Genomic DNA, 16,287 nt, shown 5'->3' on the forward strand with positions numbered 1-16,287 from the left:
TGATAATTTTAACGTAAGGATATTTCATGATCAAAGTAATGATTTTTTCACTCATGATGAAAATAATTAATACAGAGAAATATTAGCTTTCAGCAATTCCCATCGCACAAACGGCTGCAGAGCTCCATGCCCACTGGAAGTTATAACCACCTAACCAGCCGACAACATCCAACACCTCACCGATAAAATAGAGACCTTTAATCTTTGTCGCCTCCATGGTTTTGGATGAAATCTCATGAGTATCAACGCCCCCCATCGTGACTTCAGCCGTTCGGTAGCCCTCAGTGCCATTAGGAATAAATTGCCAATTGTGGATTAAATTCTCTAAATTTTCTAACCGCACTTTACTTAAGTTTGCGATCACTTCATCTTGAATCAAGCCTTGTTCTAACCAAAGTTCGACTAATTTTTTCGGCAATAAACGACTTAATACGGTTTTAAGCTGCAATTTCGGCGAAGATTGACGCATCTCATCTAGGTGATGACGAATATCGTTATAAGGCAATAAATCTAAATGAATGCTTTCACCAGGTTGCCAATAATTGGAGATTTGCAAAATGGCTGGGCCAGATAAACCACGATGGGTAAATAGCATTTGATGAGTAAAGGTTTTGTGTTGATTCGTCGCAGCCACATCTAATGAAACGCCAGAGAGTGCAGAGTAGAATTTGTCACTTTCTCGCCACGTAAATGGTACAAGGCTTGCACGCGGAGGAATCACATTTAATCCGAACTGTTCTGCAATTTGATAACCAAAAGGTGAGGCGCCTAAGCCAGGCATAGAGAGCCCGCCTGTCGCAATAATCAAATTCTGGCATTGCCATTCAACCGCATTTACCTTTAATTTAAACCGCACTTTAGGGTTGTTTTCAACCGCTTCAACATCACTCACTTCGCTGCGTAGTTGAATGTGAACACCGTATTTGTCACATTCGGCTCCGAGCATCTTCACAATATCTTCTGCACCGTTATCACAAAATAACTGACCTAATTCTTTTTCGTGGTAAGGAATGCCATACTCAGCGACTAAAGCAATAAAATCCCATTGTGTATAACGTTTTAAGGCGGATTTGACGAAGTGTTTGTTCTGGCTGATATAACGGCCAGACGTAATTTCCATATTGGTGAAATTACAGAATCCACCGCCAGACATTAAAATTTTTCGGCCAATTTTCTTACCATTATCAAAAATAGTGGCTTGTTTGCCCAGTTTGCCTAACTGAGCGGCACAAAATAAGCCGGCGGCACCAGCTCCAATAATGATATTTTCTGAATAGCGACTCATAATTTATTGTGATACTTGCCCTTTTTCAAAATAGTCTATCATTTTGATTCGTTGGATGACAGTACGGCGATCCACGGCAGCATTACCTGAATCTAATAATTGCTGCCAATAAGCTTTGGCTTTTTCAGCTTCATGATTTTTAAAGGCCTCAGTCGCCAATAATGTTATTACCGATATTTCATGTTTATCTTGTTTTAATGCGTCATCCATTATTTGCTGGATTTGTGGTGTGATGTTTTGACCGGCTTGATAATAAAGTGCGGTCGCTTTTAGGCCTAAAATAGCGGGTGTTGTACCTGAAATTTTTTCTGCATTGCTATAGGCGATGAGCGCATGATCAAATTCATCATTTTGCATATAAGCATCGCCTAGCTGAGCCCAAAGCTCAGGGTTATTCACATCTTCTCGAATTTTATTTTGAATTTTGAGTACCACATCTTCTTTTTGATGCACCATTGGCGTATCCGTTTTTTTATTGGCGAGTTCAATCATCTCTTTTTCACCTTGCTGAACACGCTCAAAACGATCAAGGGAGAAGTAATAACTTAAAGGAAGAATCAATAAGATTGCAAAGACCCAAATGGCGGATTTGGTTTCAAATTTGACCGCACTTTTTTCTTCTTTAGGGTCAGTATGAGGTTGATTTTCGAGTTGTTTTGGTTCGCCTTCTGATTTTTTGGTGGAAAATAAAATTAACGCAAAAGCCCCAATTAATAGCAAAATAGGCAATAGCCAGAGTAGTGCCGTATTCCATTGGAAAGGTGGCTTATAGTTCACGAAATTACCGAAACGAGCTGTCATCGTGTCGATAATTTGCTGATTCGTTTTTCCTTCATCTACCATTTTATAGACTTCAATACGTAAGTCATAAGCAATCGGTGAATTAGACTCAACTAAGTTTTGATTCTGACACTGTGGGCAGCGTAAGGATTTTGCCAGTTCAACAGCACGAGTACGATCAGCTTGGTTTTTAAACGCATAGGTATCCACCATTTCTGCGTGAGCAAAAAGGGCGAAAGTCAGTAAAAGTGCGGTCAGAAATCGGGTTAATTTTTTCATTTTACTTTTTAGTTAATTCATCAAGTTTTGGTTTGATCTCAGTGAGCCATGTTTCGCGATCCATATAGCCAGAATGACGATAACGGATCATGCCGTGCTCATCGACAACATAGGTTTCTGGGGCTCCATCTACGCCCAATTGCATCGCAAATTCACCACGGCTATCGTCAATAGTGAGTATGAACGGATTGCCCATACGTTCGAGCATTGCAATGCCGTTTTGAGGTTTGTCACGATAGTCGATTCCAACAATGGGCACTTCTTTTGAAATTTCCATCAAAAGAGGGTGTTCCTGTTGGCAATAGCCACACCAACTTCCCCACACATTAAGTAGGAAAGGTTTCTTTGGAAAATCTCTTGGGCTGACAATTTGATTCGGTTCAAGCAAATTCGCTTGATAGAATTCCGGCACAGGCTTATCAATGAGTGCTGAGGCAATTTGTTTTGGATCTTTGTGTAAGCCAACAAAAAGCAGTAAGCAAATACTCAATAACAAAATCAGCGGTAAAAACAAAATAAACTTTTTATTCATCACGTTTTCTCTTCAAATTGATGGCTGAACATAATGCGCCAAGTGCCATTAAAATGCCTCCGAGCCATAACCAGCGAATAAGCGGTTTGTAATGTAAGCGGAATGTGAACTCGCCTTTGCCTAAGTTATCACCCATAACAATATATAAATCACCCCAAAAGCCTGCATCTAAGCCCACTTCACTCATGGTCATGGTGCGAACATCATAATAACGGCGCTCCGGTACAATTTCAGCGTAAGGTTTGCCTTTTTCTGACACGCTAAAGAAAGCGACTTCGGCGGTAAAGTTTGGCCCAATTTCATTGGAAAAACGATCGTAGTGGAACTCAAATTGGCCTAATTGTTGGCTTTGTTGTGGTGCGAGTCTAACACCTAATTCACTGCCAAAGTAACTACTCATCACTGCACCTATTGTGGCAATAGCTACGCCGCAGTGTGCGAGAATCATCCCAAAATAGGCAAGTCTTACTTTTGCCCAATTTTGCCATAAAGTGACGAATAAGACCCAAATCGCGAGGGTGAGTAATACATAAGCGAAGAAATGGAAACGTAATACACCATCATTTTGCAACGCATTCCAAATCATGCCATAAGCAATTACTGCAGCGGGAATGAGTAATAACAAGCGTTTGAAAAAGCGTTTTTTATCGGCTTTAAACCAACTTAAGCAAAGCGTCGCCGCCATTGCAAAAAGCACTAAAGTGAGCAATGGCAAGAAAATGCTATTAAAGTAAGGCGCGCCCACAGAAATACTTCCCCAATTCATAGCTTGGAATAGCATTGGATAGAAAGTGCCTAAGAAGGTACTGACGGTGGCAACGGTCAATACGATATTTAAGCCTAAAATAGCCCCTGTTTTAGAAATAAGAGGGAATTTGACCGCACTTTCATTGCTATTTGTGCGTAGGGCAAATAAGCTCAGCGAACCAACAGTTAGTAAGAAGAAAATGAGTAATAACACATAACCGCGAGAACTATCCAAGGCGAACGCGTGAACTGATGTTAATGCGCCTGAACGGACAATAAATGTGCCTAATACACTGAATGCAAAAGCGAGTAGGGAAAAGAGTATTGTCCAGTAGCTAAACATGCCTTGTTTTTCCGTCACCATCAAGCTGTGTAGCAGTGCGAGTCCCAATAACCATGGCATAAGTGAGGCGTTTTCTACAGGGTCCCAGAACCACCAGCCGCCCCAGCCTAATTCATAATATGCCCACCATGCACCGAGCACTATCCCTAATGTTAAGAATAACCAAGCAACGAGAACCCAGGCTCGCATCGCACGAGCGATTGCTTGTGCAGAACGATTAAAGATTAAGGCAGAAATGGACATGGCAAAGTTAACGGCAAAGCCCACATAACCCACATATAACAGTGGTGGATGGAAAATTAAGCCAATATCTTGCAGCATTGGGTTGAGATCTCGCCCTTCCGAAGGGGCAGGAAAAGCACGTCCAAATGGATTGGAGTAGAACAAAATAAAAATAGCAAACCCAAGACAAATTAAGCCGAGTAAAGAAAGGGTTTGAGCAGAAAAAGTGCGGTCATTTTTGCGAGAGAAAAAGGCAAAAGCCACTAACCAAAGACTTAATGTGAAAAGCCAAAATAAAATGGAGCCTTCATGTCCGCCCCAGGTGGCGGCGACTTTAAAAAATGTTGGTAGTTGAGAATTGGAGTGCGCTGCCACGTATTCCAAAGTGAAGTCATCCATTGCAAAAGAGTAGGCAAGAATACCGATTGAAACGCTCGTAAAAATACCGAAGCAATAACTTAATCCCCAAGCTGTGTTGGTGAGAGAGGGTTTATTTCGCCAAATACCAATTTGCGGCACGATGGAAAGTAAGAGCGCCGCGGTGGTGGCAAAGAGTAATGAGAGAAATCCGAATTCGGGGAGCATAGTATTGTTCAGTATTAATGGTTGTATTTGACAAAATAAGGTTAATTTTAAGCATGAAAAACATACGTAAAATTAACCGCACTTTAGTCTTCTAAATAAACAAAAGGCGTATTGTATACGCCTTTTGATTAAATAAGAAATTTATCCTTACGCAACGGTAAGTTGTCCTGCATACAAGATGAAGTAACGTAAGCAGAGAACCCCGATTAAGTCGAAGATTGACACAAGGATAATAAAGTTCTTGTTGTATTTTAAGTTGTCTTTTACGGCAAGGTTCGCAAGTAGAGGAATGATGATACCAATTAAGAATACCCCAATCCAGAACACTGCACCCCAGAAGCCGGAAAGTGCATTGTGTAATGCTACTACTTTCTGACCGCCACCGAAGTGTAGACCAACAAAGAAACAGATTAATAAACCAAGTTCAGTCACCATAATTGGCACTTCAAATTTGTGAATGAAGTGTGATTCATGGCTATCACCTTTTAATTTACCTGCAATGAGGATAAATAAGAAGGTTGCTGCGATACCTGAAGAAGTACCAGAAGCCAAGAATAACGCTGGTAGAACAGGGTTATTTAACATTGGGTAACTAATCAATGCTGAAAGTAAGAAACCGGTATAAGCCCCTAGTACAGCAGCTAAGATGAAGAGAATGACTTCTACAGGACCAGTTAAACGTTCTAATACATTGATAATTTTACCGACGAACCCAAGTTTTGGCATAAAACGTTGAATGAACGCCATGATATCTTCTTTGAAGATAACCGCACACCAACATACCAAAAACAGCATATAAACTTGGAATAACATTACCCCCATAGACATTACAGAGTTAAATTGATAGTTAAACATCAATTTCCAGAATGTCCAAGGACGTGCCAAGTGGAAAATTAACAGGGTTAAACCAATTAATGTTGGCACAGAACCTAAAACAGCTGCTGCTCGGATAATCCAATTTTTGCTTGGATTTTCTAATTTGTGACTACGTTTATAAGCAATCGCTAATTGTACCGCACCGGAAGAAATACCAAGTAAGAACAAATAGATAGCGATTGTTGAATCCCACACCAAGTTAGGTGTGTGAAACGGAACAGGATAATCTAATGTCATCTTCTTGGCTCCCCGTGTTGGAATGGAATATGGTAAAGATTTGGTTGAGTACCTAATTCCACTTTAGTGCGATAAACCGGATTTTCTTTCACTTTGCGGGAAACTGCACTGCTTGGATCATTCATATCACCAAAGGTTAATGCTTTGGTTGGACAAGCTTCTACACAAGCAGGTTGTTTGCCTGCTGCTAAGTTTGTATCGCGACAGAAGTTACATTTATCCGCAGTACGGTGTACTGGGTGAATGAAACGTACGCGGTAAGGACAAACTGCAACACAGTATTGGCAACCTACACAAAGATCTTTATGCACATCTACGATACCTGTTTCAGGATCAATAAATGATGCACCGGTTGGACAAACTGCCACACAAGGGGCGTTTGTACAGTGTTGGCAAGATTGACGGAAAAACTCGTATTCTTGATTTGGGAATTCACCGTAAGGTTCACTACGGAGAATTTCCAAACGTGAAACGCCTTCAGGAACGTGGTTTGTTTCACGACAAGCATCCATACAAGCGGTACAGCCGATACAAGCTGTTTCGTCGTGTACCATTGCATAGCGTTTCGGTTTATCCGCCTTTTCCTCTTTCGCTAAAGAGGTAACTGATGTCCCCGTCATAAGGATTAATGCCCCCATGCCGGAAACAAAGTTTCGGCGTGAACAAGCTGTCATTATTTATCCTTTTGTTCGGTTGATTGCGTTTGTGATTGTGCGTCTTTTGCCGCTTTGCGTTTTTGTTGTTCGCCGTGGCAATCTACACAAAGTTTCACACGATTTTTCGGTTGAATACCTTTCATCGCATCATCTTTCGGGTGTAATGTGTGGCAGCTTGCACAAGGCAATTTCATTGCGTGAACATCGTGTGCCCAAAGTTTTTCACGAAGTTTTGCCGGTTGGTGACAAGCAAAACAAACTTGGTTTTGTTCTTGCGCGGTATACATTGGTTTTTTATCACCAAAGATATCGCCATCAAAACGCATCACATCTTTTGCACCACGACGGTGATTTTCCGAAATATTACCGTGACAGTTTACACAGTTGATCGGTTTACCCGTGTTAGGGCTTTTTTGACTTAAGTGTGTACCATGGAATTTACCAAAATGTAATTCACCACCAGATTGATCCAAGGTTTGGTTTTTATCAACTTGGTCAAATTTGTGACATTTCGCACAATATTGGTTTGGATCACGTTGGTTATCCAATTGTGGCTCATAAGTGATTTGAGAGGCCGGTGTTTTTGCCATCTCTTCCGCACTTGCAGCCATTGGCATTGCCGCAAGCATTGCAAGCAATGCGAGGGATTTTGCCGATTTGCTGATTAAAGAAGTTAAATTCATTCTGATTACCTCAAATATATGGTTAAAAATGACCGCACTTCGGCACTTTAGTTACAAAGTGCGGTTCTTTTTTTATTGTTTTGTTGCGGTATCTTCAGCTAATTTGCCATTGGCTTTCGCTTCTTTTACCCATTGAGGTACAACAGTTTCTAAGAATTCTTTTTTCGCTTTACGTTCTTTCTCGATATCAATACCCATTACTTTCCATGCTTTATCAGCTGTAGAAATATCTGGTACTTCAACCGGAGTTTTCACGCCGTGTTTAGTTAAGATTGCTGCAAGTTTAGCACGTGCATCTGCTGCTTTGTCGATACCAGAACCTAATACGCGAAGCATTACATCAGGTGCGTGCATGTGACCACCGTGGCTTGCTGCTGCGTAGTCCCAACGCCATTGAGCGTGACGGATATCCATTAAAGCAGGTTCCATTTCTTCTTTAGTTGCACCAGCATCCCATGCCGCTTTCGCTTCAAAGTGAGCACGAACAACTTGATCTTCTAAACGACCCATTACATCTTTCACTTCTTTTTTACGTGAAGCAACGATGTCTTTAAGTTTTTCTTTGCTTTGATCGTGACAGTTTGCACATGTGGTATCAAATGCATCGAATGGGTTTTGGATTTGGTGGTCGGTGTAAACTTTACCGTCTTTACCTTGTACTTTAGGCATGTGACAGTCGATACAAGTTACGCCGTTTTTACCGTGCATACCTAAAGACCAAATTTCAAAGTCAGGGTGTTGAGCTTTTAACATTGGTGCTTTAGAAAGAGAGTGAGTCCAGTCACTGAAACCGATATCATCGTAGTATTTTTCGATGTCATCAACAGTTTGACCGTTATCCCAAGGGAAGGTTACTTGTTTTAAATCACCTGCGAAGTAGTACTCAACGTGACAGTTAGCACAAACTTCAGCACGTTTTTCAGTGCGAGCAGCTGTGTTAAAGCTTAAGTTAGCTTGTTCTTTACCTTCAGCTTTTGCTTTTGCTTGAAGTGCATTATTTAAGTGATCTAATGCACGAAGAACGTGTGGACGAGCAATACGTAATGCTGGTTTGCCTTCGGCAAAGTCTTTTGATGTAGTATCGTGACAGTCTGCACAACCGATTGAGTTGACCACTTCAGGTCCACCTTTAGCCCATTTTGCACCAAAGTAACCATCTTCACCCCATTCTGCAATTAAACGAGGAACGTCTGGACCTTTACAAGTCCAACATGCCATTGGTTGAGGGCCATCATTTGCATTTTTGGGCGCACCAGTACGTAAAATATTACGTACATCTTCTACTGCATAAACGTGACCACGAGGTGCGTTATATTCTTTTGCGAAAGAATAGCCCCCCCATAACACGATTAAACGAGGATCTTGTTCATTAGCATAGATGATTTTGTCGCCTTTTTCAGTCGCTTTCCACGAATTGAATTGGCTAGGATATTTCTCAGCAAATTTTTCATTCACTGCTTCGATTTTTAAATTAGGGTTTGGTGCTTCCACAGGTTGTTCAACAGGCTTGTATACCATTTCAGCCATCGCTGAGTTATACACACCTAAAGCTGCGAAAGAAGTGGCCAAAACAAGGCTTTTTCTCAATGCGTTCACGATAATCACTCCATTAGGAAAGAATAAAAAAACAATTTTAAATGCGAACAATTCCTATTAAGCTTTTGAATTCACTCATAAAAATAGCTCAACGCAAGCATAAGATACCAAAAAGCAGTAGTTTTCCTAAGGTTTTTTTTCAAAAGTTTGAGGTTGATCAAACTTTAAAATCAAAATACTCACAAAGAGGTATGTTTGGGTATAGATAAAGTGGTAAGAGGAGAATACCTTGAAAGAGGAAAAAGTGCGGTCGATTTTCATCGTGTTTTTTACTTGTTTGAGAGAGATTAAATCCTTGTGATTAGTCACTCTAGATGGCTTTTTCTAATACTATTGTTACGCAAACGTTAAAATGTAAATTTTTTGTAAAAAAACAGTGTAAAAAGCAAACATTTCCTTGATCTTATATTTGGGTCAGTTATACTCCCAAAACTTAATGATTTATTCGCTTAGTTTGTATTATTTGAGCGTGTTAGAAACTTGACCTATTTGTTTGGGAGAACCTTTTTATGAACAAAGTATTTAAGATTATTTGGAACAAAACGACACAATCTTTCGTCGTGACATCAGAATTAGCGAAAGGAGCCGTAAAAGCTTCTTCTAACTCCGAACAACGTGTATCAAGCGAAACACGTTTATCTTCTCTTTTCAAACTTTCTGCATTTGCACTTTCTTTATCTGCAGTGATGATGCCGGCGCAAGCGAACGTGATTGTGGGGGATGGAAGCAATGCGCCTACAAATGTACATCCTTTTAGTATTGCGGTTGGGAACAGTGCCACATCAGCAAGCGGTGGAAGTACTACCGCTATTGGTTATGGCGTAAATGGTCGTTATGACAATAGTGTGCTGATTGGTGATGGCACAGGAAATTATGGTGGAACAACGGGTAGTCGTAATATTCTCATCGGTCAAAATGCTCAAGTTGGCGATAGCACTTCTGTTGTACGAGTAAACCAGTCTATTGCTATTGGAGCTGGCATTAGAGCTGATAAAGCGGCTACATTTGGTGGTAATTCTATTACTGAGGGTGCATGGGCTCGAGGCGATCAATCAATTGCGATTGGCGGTAATGTTATTTCTTATGGTAATGCATCGGTTGCGATTGGTGGGGATGATACTGATAAAGCAGCGGCTACACAAACGACTTATATCAATACTAATGGCCAAGATAAAACGGGAACGGTTCAACAAGCATTTAAAGATTTAACTGGAGGGGATCTTCAAACTCCCCGTTGGATGAATACGATTGCTGGTGAGGCTGCTGTATCATTAGGAACAAAAACAAAATCTGGGGATCTTTCATTAGCATTAGGTTCATTGGCTGCAGCTCAAAAAACGAATGCTGTCGCTGTTGGTACAGGAGCTAATGCAACTTTTGCAAACTCTGTTGCGATTGGTGGCGGTTCTGCGACGGATAAAGCGGGGGTTGCCTATACTACTCGTACTATTTTAGGGACAACTTATACTTGGGCTGGTGGTGCTGATACTATCGCGGGGGACGTTGTTTCCATTGGTAAAAAAGGCTATGAACGTCAACTCATCAACTTATCACCAGGTGATATTTCTGCAAACTCGACTGATGCAATCAATGGTTCTCAGCTTTATGCTGCGATGGCAGAAATTGAAAAAATTCGTTATTTCTCGGTTAATTCGACTGTTGAGGGAAATAAAAATAATAATGGTGCAACGGCAGTTAATTCTATTGCAATTGGCCCAGATGCGAAATCAAGTGCAGTTAATGGCGTTTCATTAGGTAATAATGCAACCAGTAATTTTTCAAATTCTACAGCGATTGGTTTTGCGACCCATGCTAATGGTGGTAATGCTACAGCAGTGGGTACAAATGCTAAAGCCGTTACTAACTCGACAGCACTAGGTTCTAATACAGATGCTAAAGAGTTAGGCGTGGCCATTGGCCATACTGCCTCTTCTGCTTATGCAGGCGTTGCTACGGGGGCAAATGCAAATGTTAGTGGCATTTATGGTATCGCAATAGGTAATAATGCTAATGCTTCAGAACAAGCATCTATTGCTATCGGTAAGGGCGCAGCTGGCTCGGCAGCTGATGGTGTAGCGATTGGTTCATCAGCTAATGCAACGGTGCAAAATTCGGTTGCGTTAGGTAAAGATAGTGTGGCAGGTGGCAATATTTTCGGTGGAACAGCCCATGAAGCCGCTTTCAAAAATGATAATGGCGTGAGTGAAAATAAACAGTTTAAAGCTGGTTTAGCTAATAATTCGCTTGGTGCTGTTTCTGTTGGTAAAGAGGGTTTTGAACGTCAAATTCAAAATGTTGGTGCGGGCCGTGTTACTGCAGACTCTACTGATGCAATTAACGGTTCACAGCTTTATACCGTATTAACTTATAGTGGCTTTAACGTACAACAAAATGGTACTTCTAAATCACGTATCAATAACAATGGTTTTGTGAACTTTAAAGATGGTAATTTAACCACAGTAAATGTAACTGATGCTGAAAATGGCACTATTGTGAAATTTGATGTGAATACAACAAATATCACGACTAATACGACAACTGGTAATGCAACAGCTACAAATCCTAATAATATTGCTACGGCAGGTGATGTCACTGACGCAATTAATAAGGTGCGTAACATGCCAATTACTTTCACGGGTAATACCGGAAGCGCGGTCAAAAAATTAGGTGAATCTTTAGGCATTGTAGGTGATGGTACCGATATTACAAGTACAGCCGATGCAAACAATGTGACATTTACGTTAAATAAATCAACTGCCGTTACAGCAGGGGATAATAAGGCTGTAACCAGTGGGGCAGTTGATACCGCCATTAAAGCCATCAACCTGACTACAGCAGGTAATACAGGGGCTGGCGAGGTTAATCTCGCAACACAATCTTTAAATATCACAGGTTCAAATGGTTTAACGACAGTCGCAACTGGCAATGGTATTGAAGTTAAAATTGATGATGCAACTCGTCAGAAAATTGATAGAGAAGTTTCGGCCTCTGTTTCAAATGGTTCAGCTGCAGTTTCTGTTACAACTAACGGCACGACTAAAAATGCGGATGGCGTAGACGTAACAGATTATGCTGTCGATCTTTCTCAAGCAACAAAAGATGATATTCAAAAAGGTGTTGATGCGAATACTACCGTTAACACTAAAGGTTTAACGTTTACAGGTGATACTAAAGAGTCTGATGTTAAGAAATTAGGTGATAAAGTCGCAATTACTGGTGATGATAATATTACCACTGAAGCGAATCCTAATGGTGTTCAAGTTAAGTTAAACAAAGATCTTAAAGTTGATAGCGTCAAGGCAGGTGATACAACCATTAATAACGATGGTTTAAATGTTAACGGTGGACCAAGTGTAACCAAATCAGGTATTAATGCAGGTGACAAAAAAATCACAGGTGTTGCAGCAGGTACCGATGACACTGATGCAGTGAATGTTTCACAATTGAAAGAAGTGAAAGAGATTGCTAACAAAGGTTGGAATCTATCAGTAAATACCGGTGAAAATAAATCTAATATCGCACCAGATGGGACAGTCGATTTAAGAAGTGCTAATGACAACATTCAAATCACTAAAGATGGCAATAATGTAACATTTAAGTTAAATGACACGATTAATGTGACTAATGTTAATGCTACAGGTAATGTAACAGCAGGTGATACAACCATTAATAACGATGGTTTGACGATTACTGGTGGCCCAAGTGTGACTAAATCAGGTATTGATGCTGCAGGTAACAAAATTAGCAACGTGGCAGACGGTAATGTAGCACCGGATAGCAAAGAGGCTGTAAACGGTAGTCAATTATATTCATTAGGCGATACAATCAATAAGAAAATTGATGGTATGGGCTTTAATTTAACGACGAATGGTACTGAGACACCGGCTCTTTCCGAGGCAGATAAACGTATTACTAGCAATGAAACATTTGCAATTAACCAAGGTAAAAATATTCAAGTAACCCAGATTGCAAATGGCTATGAAATTGCTACAGCGAATAACATGACACTAGGCGAAAAAGCAGAGAATGGTCAACCGGGCAGTGATGGCTCATTAGATGTGAAAGGTAAAGATGGTTCTTCTGTTTCACTCAATGGAAAAGATGGTTCAATCGGTCTAGCGGGCAAAGATGGCGCAAATCCACTTACAATTAAGACCGCAGAGGGGCCTGCTGGTGTAGATGGTGACGATACAACTAAGAAACCGCGTTTAGATGTAAACGGTGAAAGTGTTGCTACTTTAAATGATGGCTTGAAGTTTACAGGTAATAATGAAAGTACAGTAAACAAACATAAACTGAATACCTTAGTGAAAATTAAAGGTGAAGGTGTAGCTGAAGCAGAGTCAACAAACTTTAAATCAGCAGCAGGTAATATCAATGTTAAAGCAGATGGCACTGATACATTAGAAGTTCAGTTAGCTAAAGATTTAAAAGGTTTAAATAGCGCTGAATTTAAAGATGCCGTAGGTGATGTGACAAAAATCACTCCAGCAGGTGTTGAAGTTAATAAAGCGGATAACTTGAATGCAGATGGTTCAGTTAAAGATCCAAATAAAACGGTATCAATCTCTAATACTGGCGTGAATGCAGGTGGAAATAAAGTCACTAATGTTGCAGATGGTGATGTTAATGCTAATAGCAAAGATGCGATAAACGGTAGCCAACTTTATAATGCTGTAGCGACCACTGATTTAACACCTAATACAACAGGAAAAATTGATGCACCTGTAGATGGAGCAAAATTGGTGAATGCAACCACAGTTGCAAATGCAATCAATAATTCTGGTTGGAATGTCACTGTGAATAAAGACGGTGGTGAAGCTGAAGGTGAAACTGTTCAAAAGGTAAGCCCAGGTAATACCGTGACTTATATTGCTGGACAAAATGTCAAAATTAAGCAAGATGGCATGAATTTCACTATTTCTACTACCAAAGATTTAAAAGCTGAAAATGTGACGGCAGCAACCGTTAACACGACTACAATCAATCTTGGCGAAGGCGATAATTCAACGCCAATTACAGTGGTAAGTGGTAAAGGTGCAGCACCAAACTTGGATGGTAAAACACCAAATCGTATGAACTTTGGTGGTGAAACTATCGCAACATTAAGTGATGGCTTAAAATTTGGCGCAAACGTAGGCGATGTTTACGGTGCGAAATTAAATAGCCAAATCAATGTGAAAGGCGCAGATAGCAACACAAACTGGAGTGAGTTTGATGGTGGCGATAATGTGATGACAAACATTGATAAGAGCGGTAATGTTCGTGTAGGTATCAAGAAAAACCTTAAAGTGGAAAGCGTAACTGCAAACAAATTCACTGCGGGTGATACGGTGATTGATGGCAATGGCGTCACCATTAAAAATGGTCCAAGTATGACTAAAAATGGTATTGATGCAGGTAATAAACAAATTACCAATGTTGCACCAGGACGCATTGCAGCAGACAGTACTGATGCGGTAAACGGCAGCCAATTACACGAAGTAAAAGCTGACATGAATAACAAGATCAACCACTTAAATGGTCAAGTGAACAAGTTAGGTAAACGTGTAAATGCAGGTACAGCAAGCGCGTTAGCGGCGTCTCAATTACCACAAGCTTACATTCCAGGTAAGAGCATGGTATCTGTGGCAGCGGGTAATTACCAAGGTCAAAATGCAGTGGCATTAGGTATGTCACGTATTTCAGACAACGGTAAAATCATTATTCGTTTAGCCGGTACTAGCGATACACAAGGTAAAGTGGGTGTAGCAGTTGGTGCAGGTTACCACTGGTAATTTATTGTTAATGAATAAAAGGCATGGGAAACCATGCCTTTTTTATTGTTAAAAGTGCGGTCGATTTTCATCCTGTTTTTCGTATAATAGAAAGAACTTAACTCGGAGAAGAATATGATTATCGGACCTTATATTAATGCACTGGCGATTATCAGTGGCGCAGTTATTGGGGCCGCACTCGGTGGGCGCATCCCAGAGCGTTTACGCACTCATCTAACCTTAATCTTTGGTTTGTGTTCCATGGGGATGGGTATTGTGATGGTGGCGAAAACCACCAATATGCCGGCAATGATTTTATCGGTGCTATTAGGGACGATAATCGGGGAATTGCTTTTATTAGAACACGGAATAAATAGGCTTGCCTCATCAGCGAAAGGCCTTGTTGAAAAGATGTTCCCTGATACACCAAGTAGCATGCATAGCCAAGAAGAGTTCTTGTCTAAATTTGTTGCAATTGTGATTTTATTTTCATTTAGTGGAACAGGGATTTTCGGGGCGATGAATGAGGGGATGACGGGGAATTTTGATATTCTTATTGTGAAATCCTTTCTAGATTTCTTCACGGCGATGATCTTTGCTACATCGCTTGGCATTTCTGTAGCGAGTATTTTTGTGCCACAAACATTAGTTCAAGTGATTTTAGCTTATTCTGCGGTGTTTATTATTCCTTTCGTGACACCTGAAATGCGAGGTGATTTTGCTGCGGTAGGCGGTATGCTAATGATAGCGGCAGGCTTTCGCATTTGTAATATCCAAATGTTCCATGTAGCGAATATGCTGCCGGCTCTTTTCCTTGCCATGCCAATTTCTCATTTCTGGAGTACCTTTTTCTAAAAAATAGGCGTGTATAACGCCTATTTCTTTTTCTGACAATAAGGACAATAAAAGCTGTTGCGTTGCCCAATAATCATGCTTTCAATTTTAGTGCCACATTTGGGACAAGGTTTGTCTTTGTTTCCATAAACCAACAATTTCTGCGCAAAATAACCAGGGCGACCATCGGGTTGTAAGAAATCTTTTAATGTTGTACCGCCTTGTATAATAGCTTTTGCTAATATATCTTTAATTGTTTCAACGAGTAAGGCGCATTGGTTTCGCGTGAGATTTTCAGCTAATTTCATCGGATGCAAACCACATAAAAAGAGCGTTTCATTAGCATAAATATTTCCTACGCCCACAACGACAGCATTATCCATTAAAAAGGTTTTAAGTGCGGTCGATTTCTTGCGTGATTTTTTAAAAAGGTATTCGGCGTTAAATTCATCTGAAAGCGGTTCAGGACCAAGTTTTAGGAAAAGATGAAAGTCATCTAAGCTTTCCGTCCATAACCATGCACCGAAGCGTCTCGGGTCGTTATAACGCAGTAATTTGCCATTATTCATTACAATATCAAGGTGATCGTGTTTATCAATAGGACTATCGTGCGGCACAATTCGAACAGAGCCAGACATGCCTAAATGGCCAATGATATAACCTTTTTCAGTATGAATAATGAGGTATTTCGCACGGCGAGAAGTATCTAAAATTTTGACGTTTTTGAGCGTTGTTAATTCAGGAGAGACAACCCAGCGTAATTGTGGTTGACGCACTACAATTTTTTCAATGGTAAAACCTTTTAAATAGGGACTGACACCGCGTAGGGCTGTTTCGACTTCAGGAAGTTCAGGCATAGATAATCTCGGTAATGAA

At 40.5% G+C, this 16,287-nt stretch carries 11 protein-coding genes; 2 read left to right on the plus strand and 9 right to left on the minus strand.

Features of this window, described 5'->3' with window-relative positions:
• Nucleotides 1-82 precede the first annotated feature (82 nt).
• The 8 genes from DPV85_RS05455 to nrfA all read right to left on the minus strand — a co-directional run bounded on the left by DPV85_RS05455 (nucleotide 83) and on the right by nrfA (nucleotide 8,821).
• Entirely contained in the window at nucleotides 83-1,285 is a 1,203-nt protein-coding gene (locus DPV85_RS05455) for a BaiN/RdsA family NAD(P)/FAD-dependent oxidoreductase (protein ID WP_111327339.1), read from the minus strand.
• A gap of 3 nt (nucleotides 1,286-1,288) precedes the next feature.
• The gene (nrfF, locus tag DPV85_RS05460) at nucleotides 1,289-2,344 is read right to left on the minus strand and encodes a heme lyase NrfEFG subunit NrfF (protein ID WP_111327340.1); all 1,056 of its coding nucleotides are present in this window, start codon (nucleotides 2,342-2,344) and stop codon (nucleotides 1,289-1,291) included.
• A gap of 1 nt (nucleotide 2,345) precedes the next feature.
• Nucleotides 2,346-2,876, minus strand: a complete 531-nt coding sequence (locus tag DPV85_RS05465) for a DsbE family thiol:disulfide interchange protein (RefSeq protein ID WP_111327341.1) — start codon at nucleotides 2,874-2,876, stop codon at nucleotides 2,346-2,348.
• Nucleotides 2,869-4,773, minus strand: a complete 1,905-nt coding sequence (gene nrfE / locus DPV85_RS05470; RefSeq protein WP_111327342.1) for a heme lyase NrfEFG subunit NrfE — start codon at nucleotides 4,771-4,773, stop codon at nucleotides 2,869-2,871. The genes DPV85_RS05465 and nrfE overlap by 8 nt, the downstream gene beginning before the upstream one ends.
• A 147-nt stretch (nucleotides 4,774-4,920) precedes the next feature.
• The gene (nrfD, locus tag DPV85_RS05475; protein ID WP_075875743.1) at nucleotides 4,921-5,886 is read right to left on the minus strand and encodes a cytochrome c nitrite reductase subunit NrfD; all 966 of its coding nucleotides are present in this window, start codon (nucleotides 5,884-5,886) and stop codon (nucleotides 4,921-4,923) included.
• The gene (nrfC, locus tag DPV85_RS05480) at nucleotides 5,883-6,560 is read right to left on the minus strand and encodes a cytochrome c nitrite reductase Fe-S protein (protein WP_005695543.1); all 678 of its coding nucleotides are present in this window, start codon (nucleotides 6,558-6,560) and stop codon (nucleotides 5,883-5,885) included. The genes nrfD and nrfC overlap by 4 nt, the downstream gene beginning before the upstream one ends.
• A complete protein-coding gene (gene nrfB, locus DPV85_RS05485; protein WP_111327343.1) occupies nucleotides 6,560-7,225 on the minus strand; it encodes a cytochrome c nitrite reductase pentaheme subunit in 666 nt (221 codons plus the stop codon). The genes nrfC and nrfB overlap by 1 nt, the downstream gene beginning before the upstream one ends.
• Before the next feature lie 72 nt (nucleotides 7,226-7,297).
• Nucleotides 7,298-8,821 (minus strand): ammonia-forming nitrite reductase cytochrome c552 subunit, encoded by a 1,524-nt coding sequence (gene nrfA, locus DPV85_RS05490; protein ID WP_197543639.1) that lies wholly within the window; start codon nucleotides 8,819-8,821, stop codon nucleotides 7,298-7,300.
• Nucleotides 8,822-9,330: 509 nt separating this feature from the next.
• Here nrfA and DPV85_RS05495 point away from each other — a divergent pair.
• Both DPV85_RS05495 and DPV85_RS05500 read left to right on the plus strand, forming a co-directional pair.
• The gene (locus DPV85_RS05495; RefSeq protein ID WP_111327344.1) at nucleotides 9,331-14,598 is read left to right on the plus strand and encodes a YadA-like family protein; all 5,268 of its coding nucleotides are present in this window, start codon (nucleotides 9,331-9,333) and stop codon (nucleotides 14,596-14,598) included.
• A gap of 114 nt (nucleotides 14,599-14,712) precedes the next feature.
• Entirely contained in the window at nucleotides 14,713-15,432 is a 720-nt protein-coding gene (locus tag DPV85_RS05500) for a DUF554 domain-containing protein (RefSeq protein WP_111327345.1), read from the plus strand.
• Between the two features lie 20 nt (nucleotides 15,433-15,452).
• Here the strand turns inward: DPV85_RS05500 and mutM are convergent, their stop codons facing one another.
• On the minus strand, nucleotides 15,453-16,268 hold the full coding sequence (mutM, locus tag DPV85_RS05505; RefSeq protein ID WP_070590532.1) for a DNA-formamidopyrimidine glycosylase: 816 nt from the start codon (nucleotides 16,266-16,268) through the stop codon (nucleotides 15,453-15,455).
• Nucleotides 16,269-16,287 lie beyond the last annotated feature (19 nt).

This window comes from Haemophilus parainfluenzae, assembly GCF_003252725.1.
Taxonomy (GTDB): domain Bacteria; phylum Pseudomonadota; class Gammaproteobacteria; order Enterobacterales; family Pasteurellaceae; genus Haemophilus_D; species Haemophilus_D parainfluenzae_L.

Coding starts and splice junctions, on each gene's coding strand:
- DPV85_RS05455 (WP_111327339.1), bottom strand. CDS start 1,285: ATGAGTCGCTATTCAGAAAATATCATTATTGGAGCTGGTGCCGCCGGC.
- nrfF (WP_111327340.1), bottom strand. CDS start 2,344: ATGAAAAAATTAACCCGATTTCTGACCGCACTTTTACTGACTTTCGCC.
- DPV85_RS05465 (WP_111327341.1), bottom strand. CDS start 2,876: ATGAATAAAAAGTTTATTTTGTTTTTACCGCTGATTTTGTTATTGAGT.
- nrfE (WP_111327342.1), bottom strand. CDS start 4,773: ATGCTCCCCGAATTCGGATTTCTCTCATTACTCTTTGCCACCACCGCG.
- nrfD (WP_075875743.1), bottom strand. CDS start 5,886: ATGACATTAGATTATCCTGTTCCGTTTCACACACCTAACTTGGTGTGG.
- nrfC (WP_005695543.1), bottom strand. CDS start 6,560: ATGACAGCTTGTTCACGCCGAAACTTTGTTTCCGGCATGGGGGCATTA.
- nrfB (WP_111327343.1), bottom strand. CDS start 7,225: ATGAATTTAACTTCTTTAATCAGCAAATCGGCAAAATCCCTCGCATTG.
- DPV85_RS05495 (WP_111327344.1), top strand. CDS start 9,331: ATGAACAAAGTATTTAAGATTATTTGGAACAAAACGACACAATCTTTC.
- DPV85_RS05500 (WP_111327345.1), top strand. CDS start 14,713: ATGATTATCGGACCTTATATTAATGCACTGGCGATTATCAGTGGCGCA.
- mutM (WP_070590532.1), bottom strand. CDS start 16,268: ATGCCTGAACTTCCTGAAGTCGAAACAGCCCTACGCGGTGTCAGTCCC.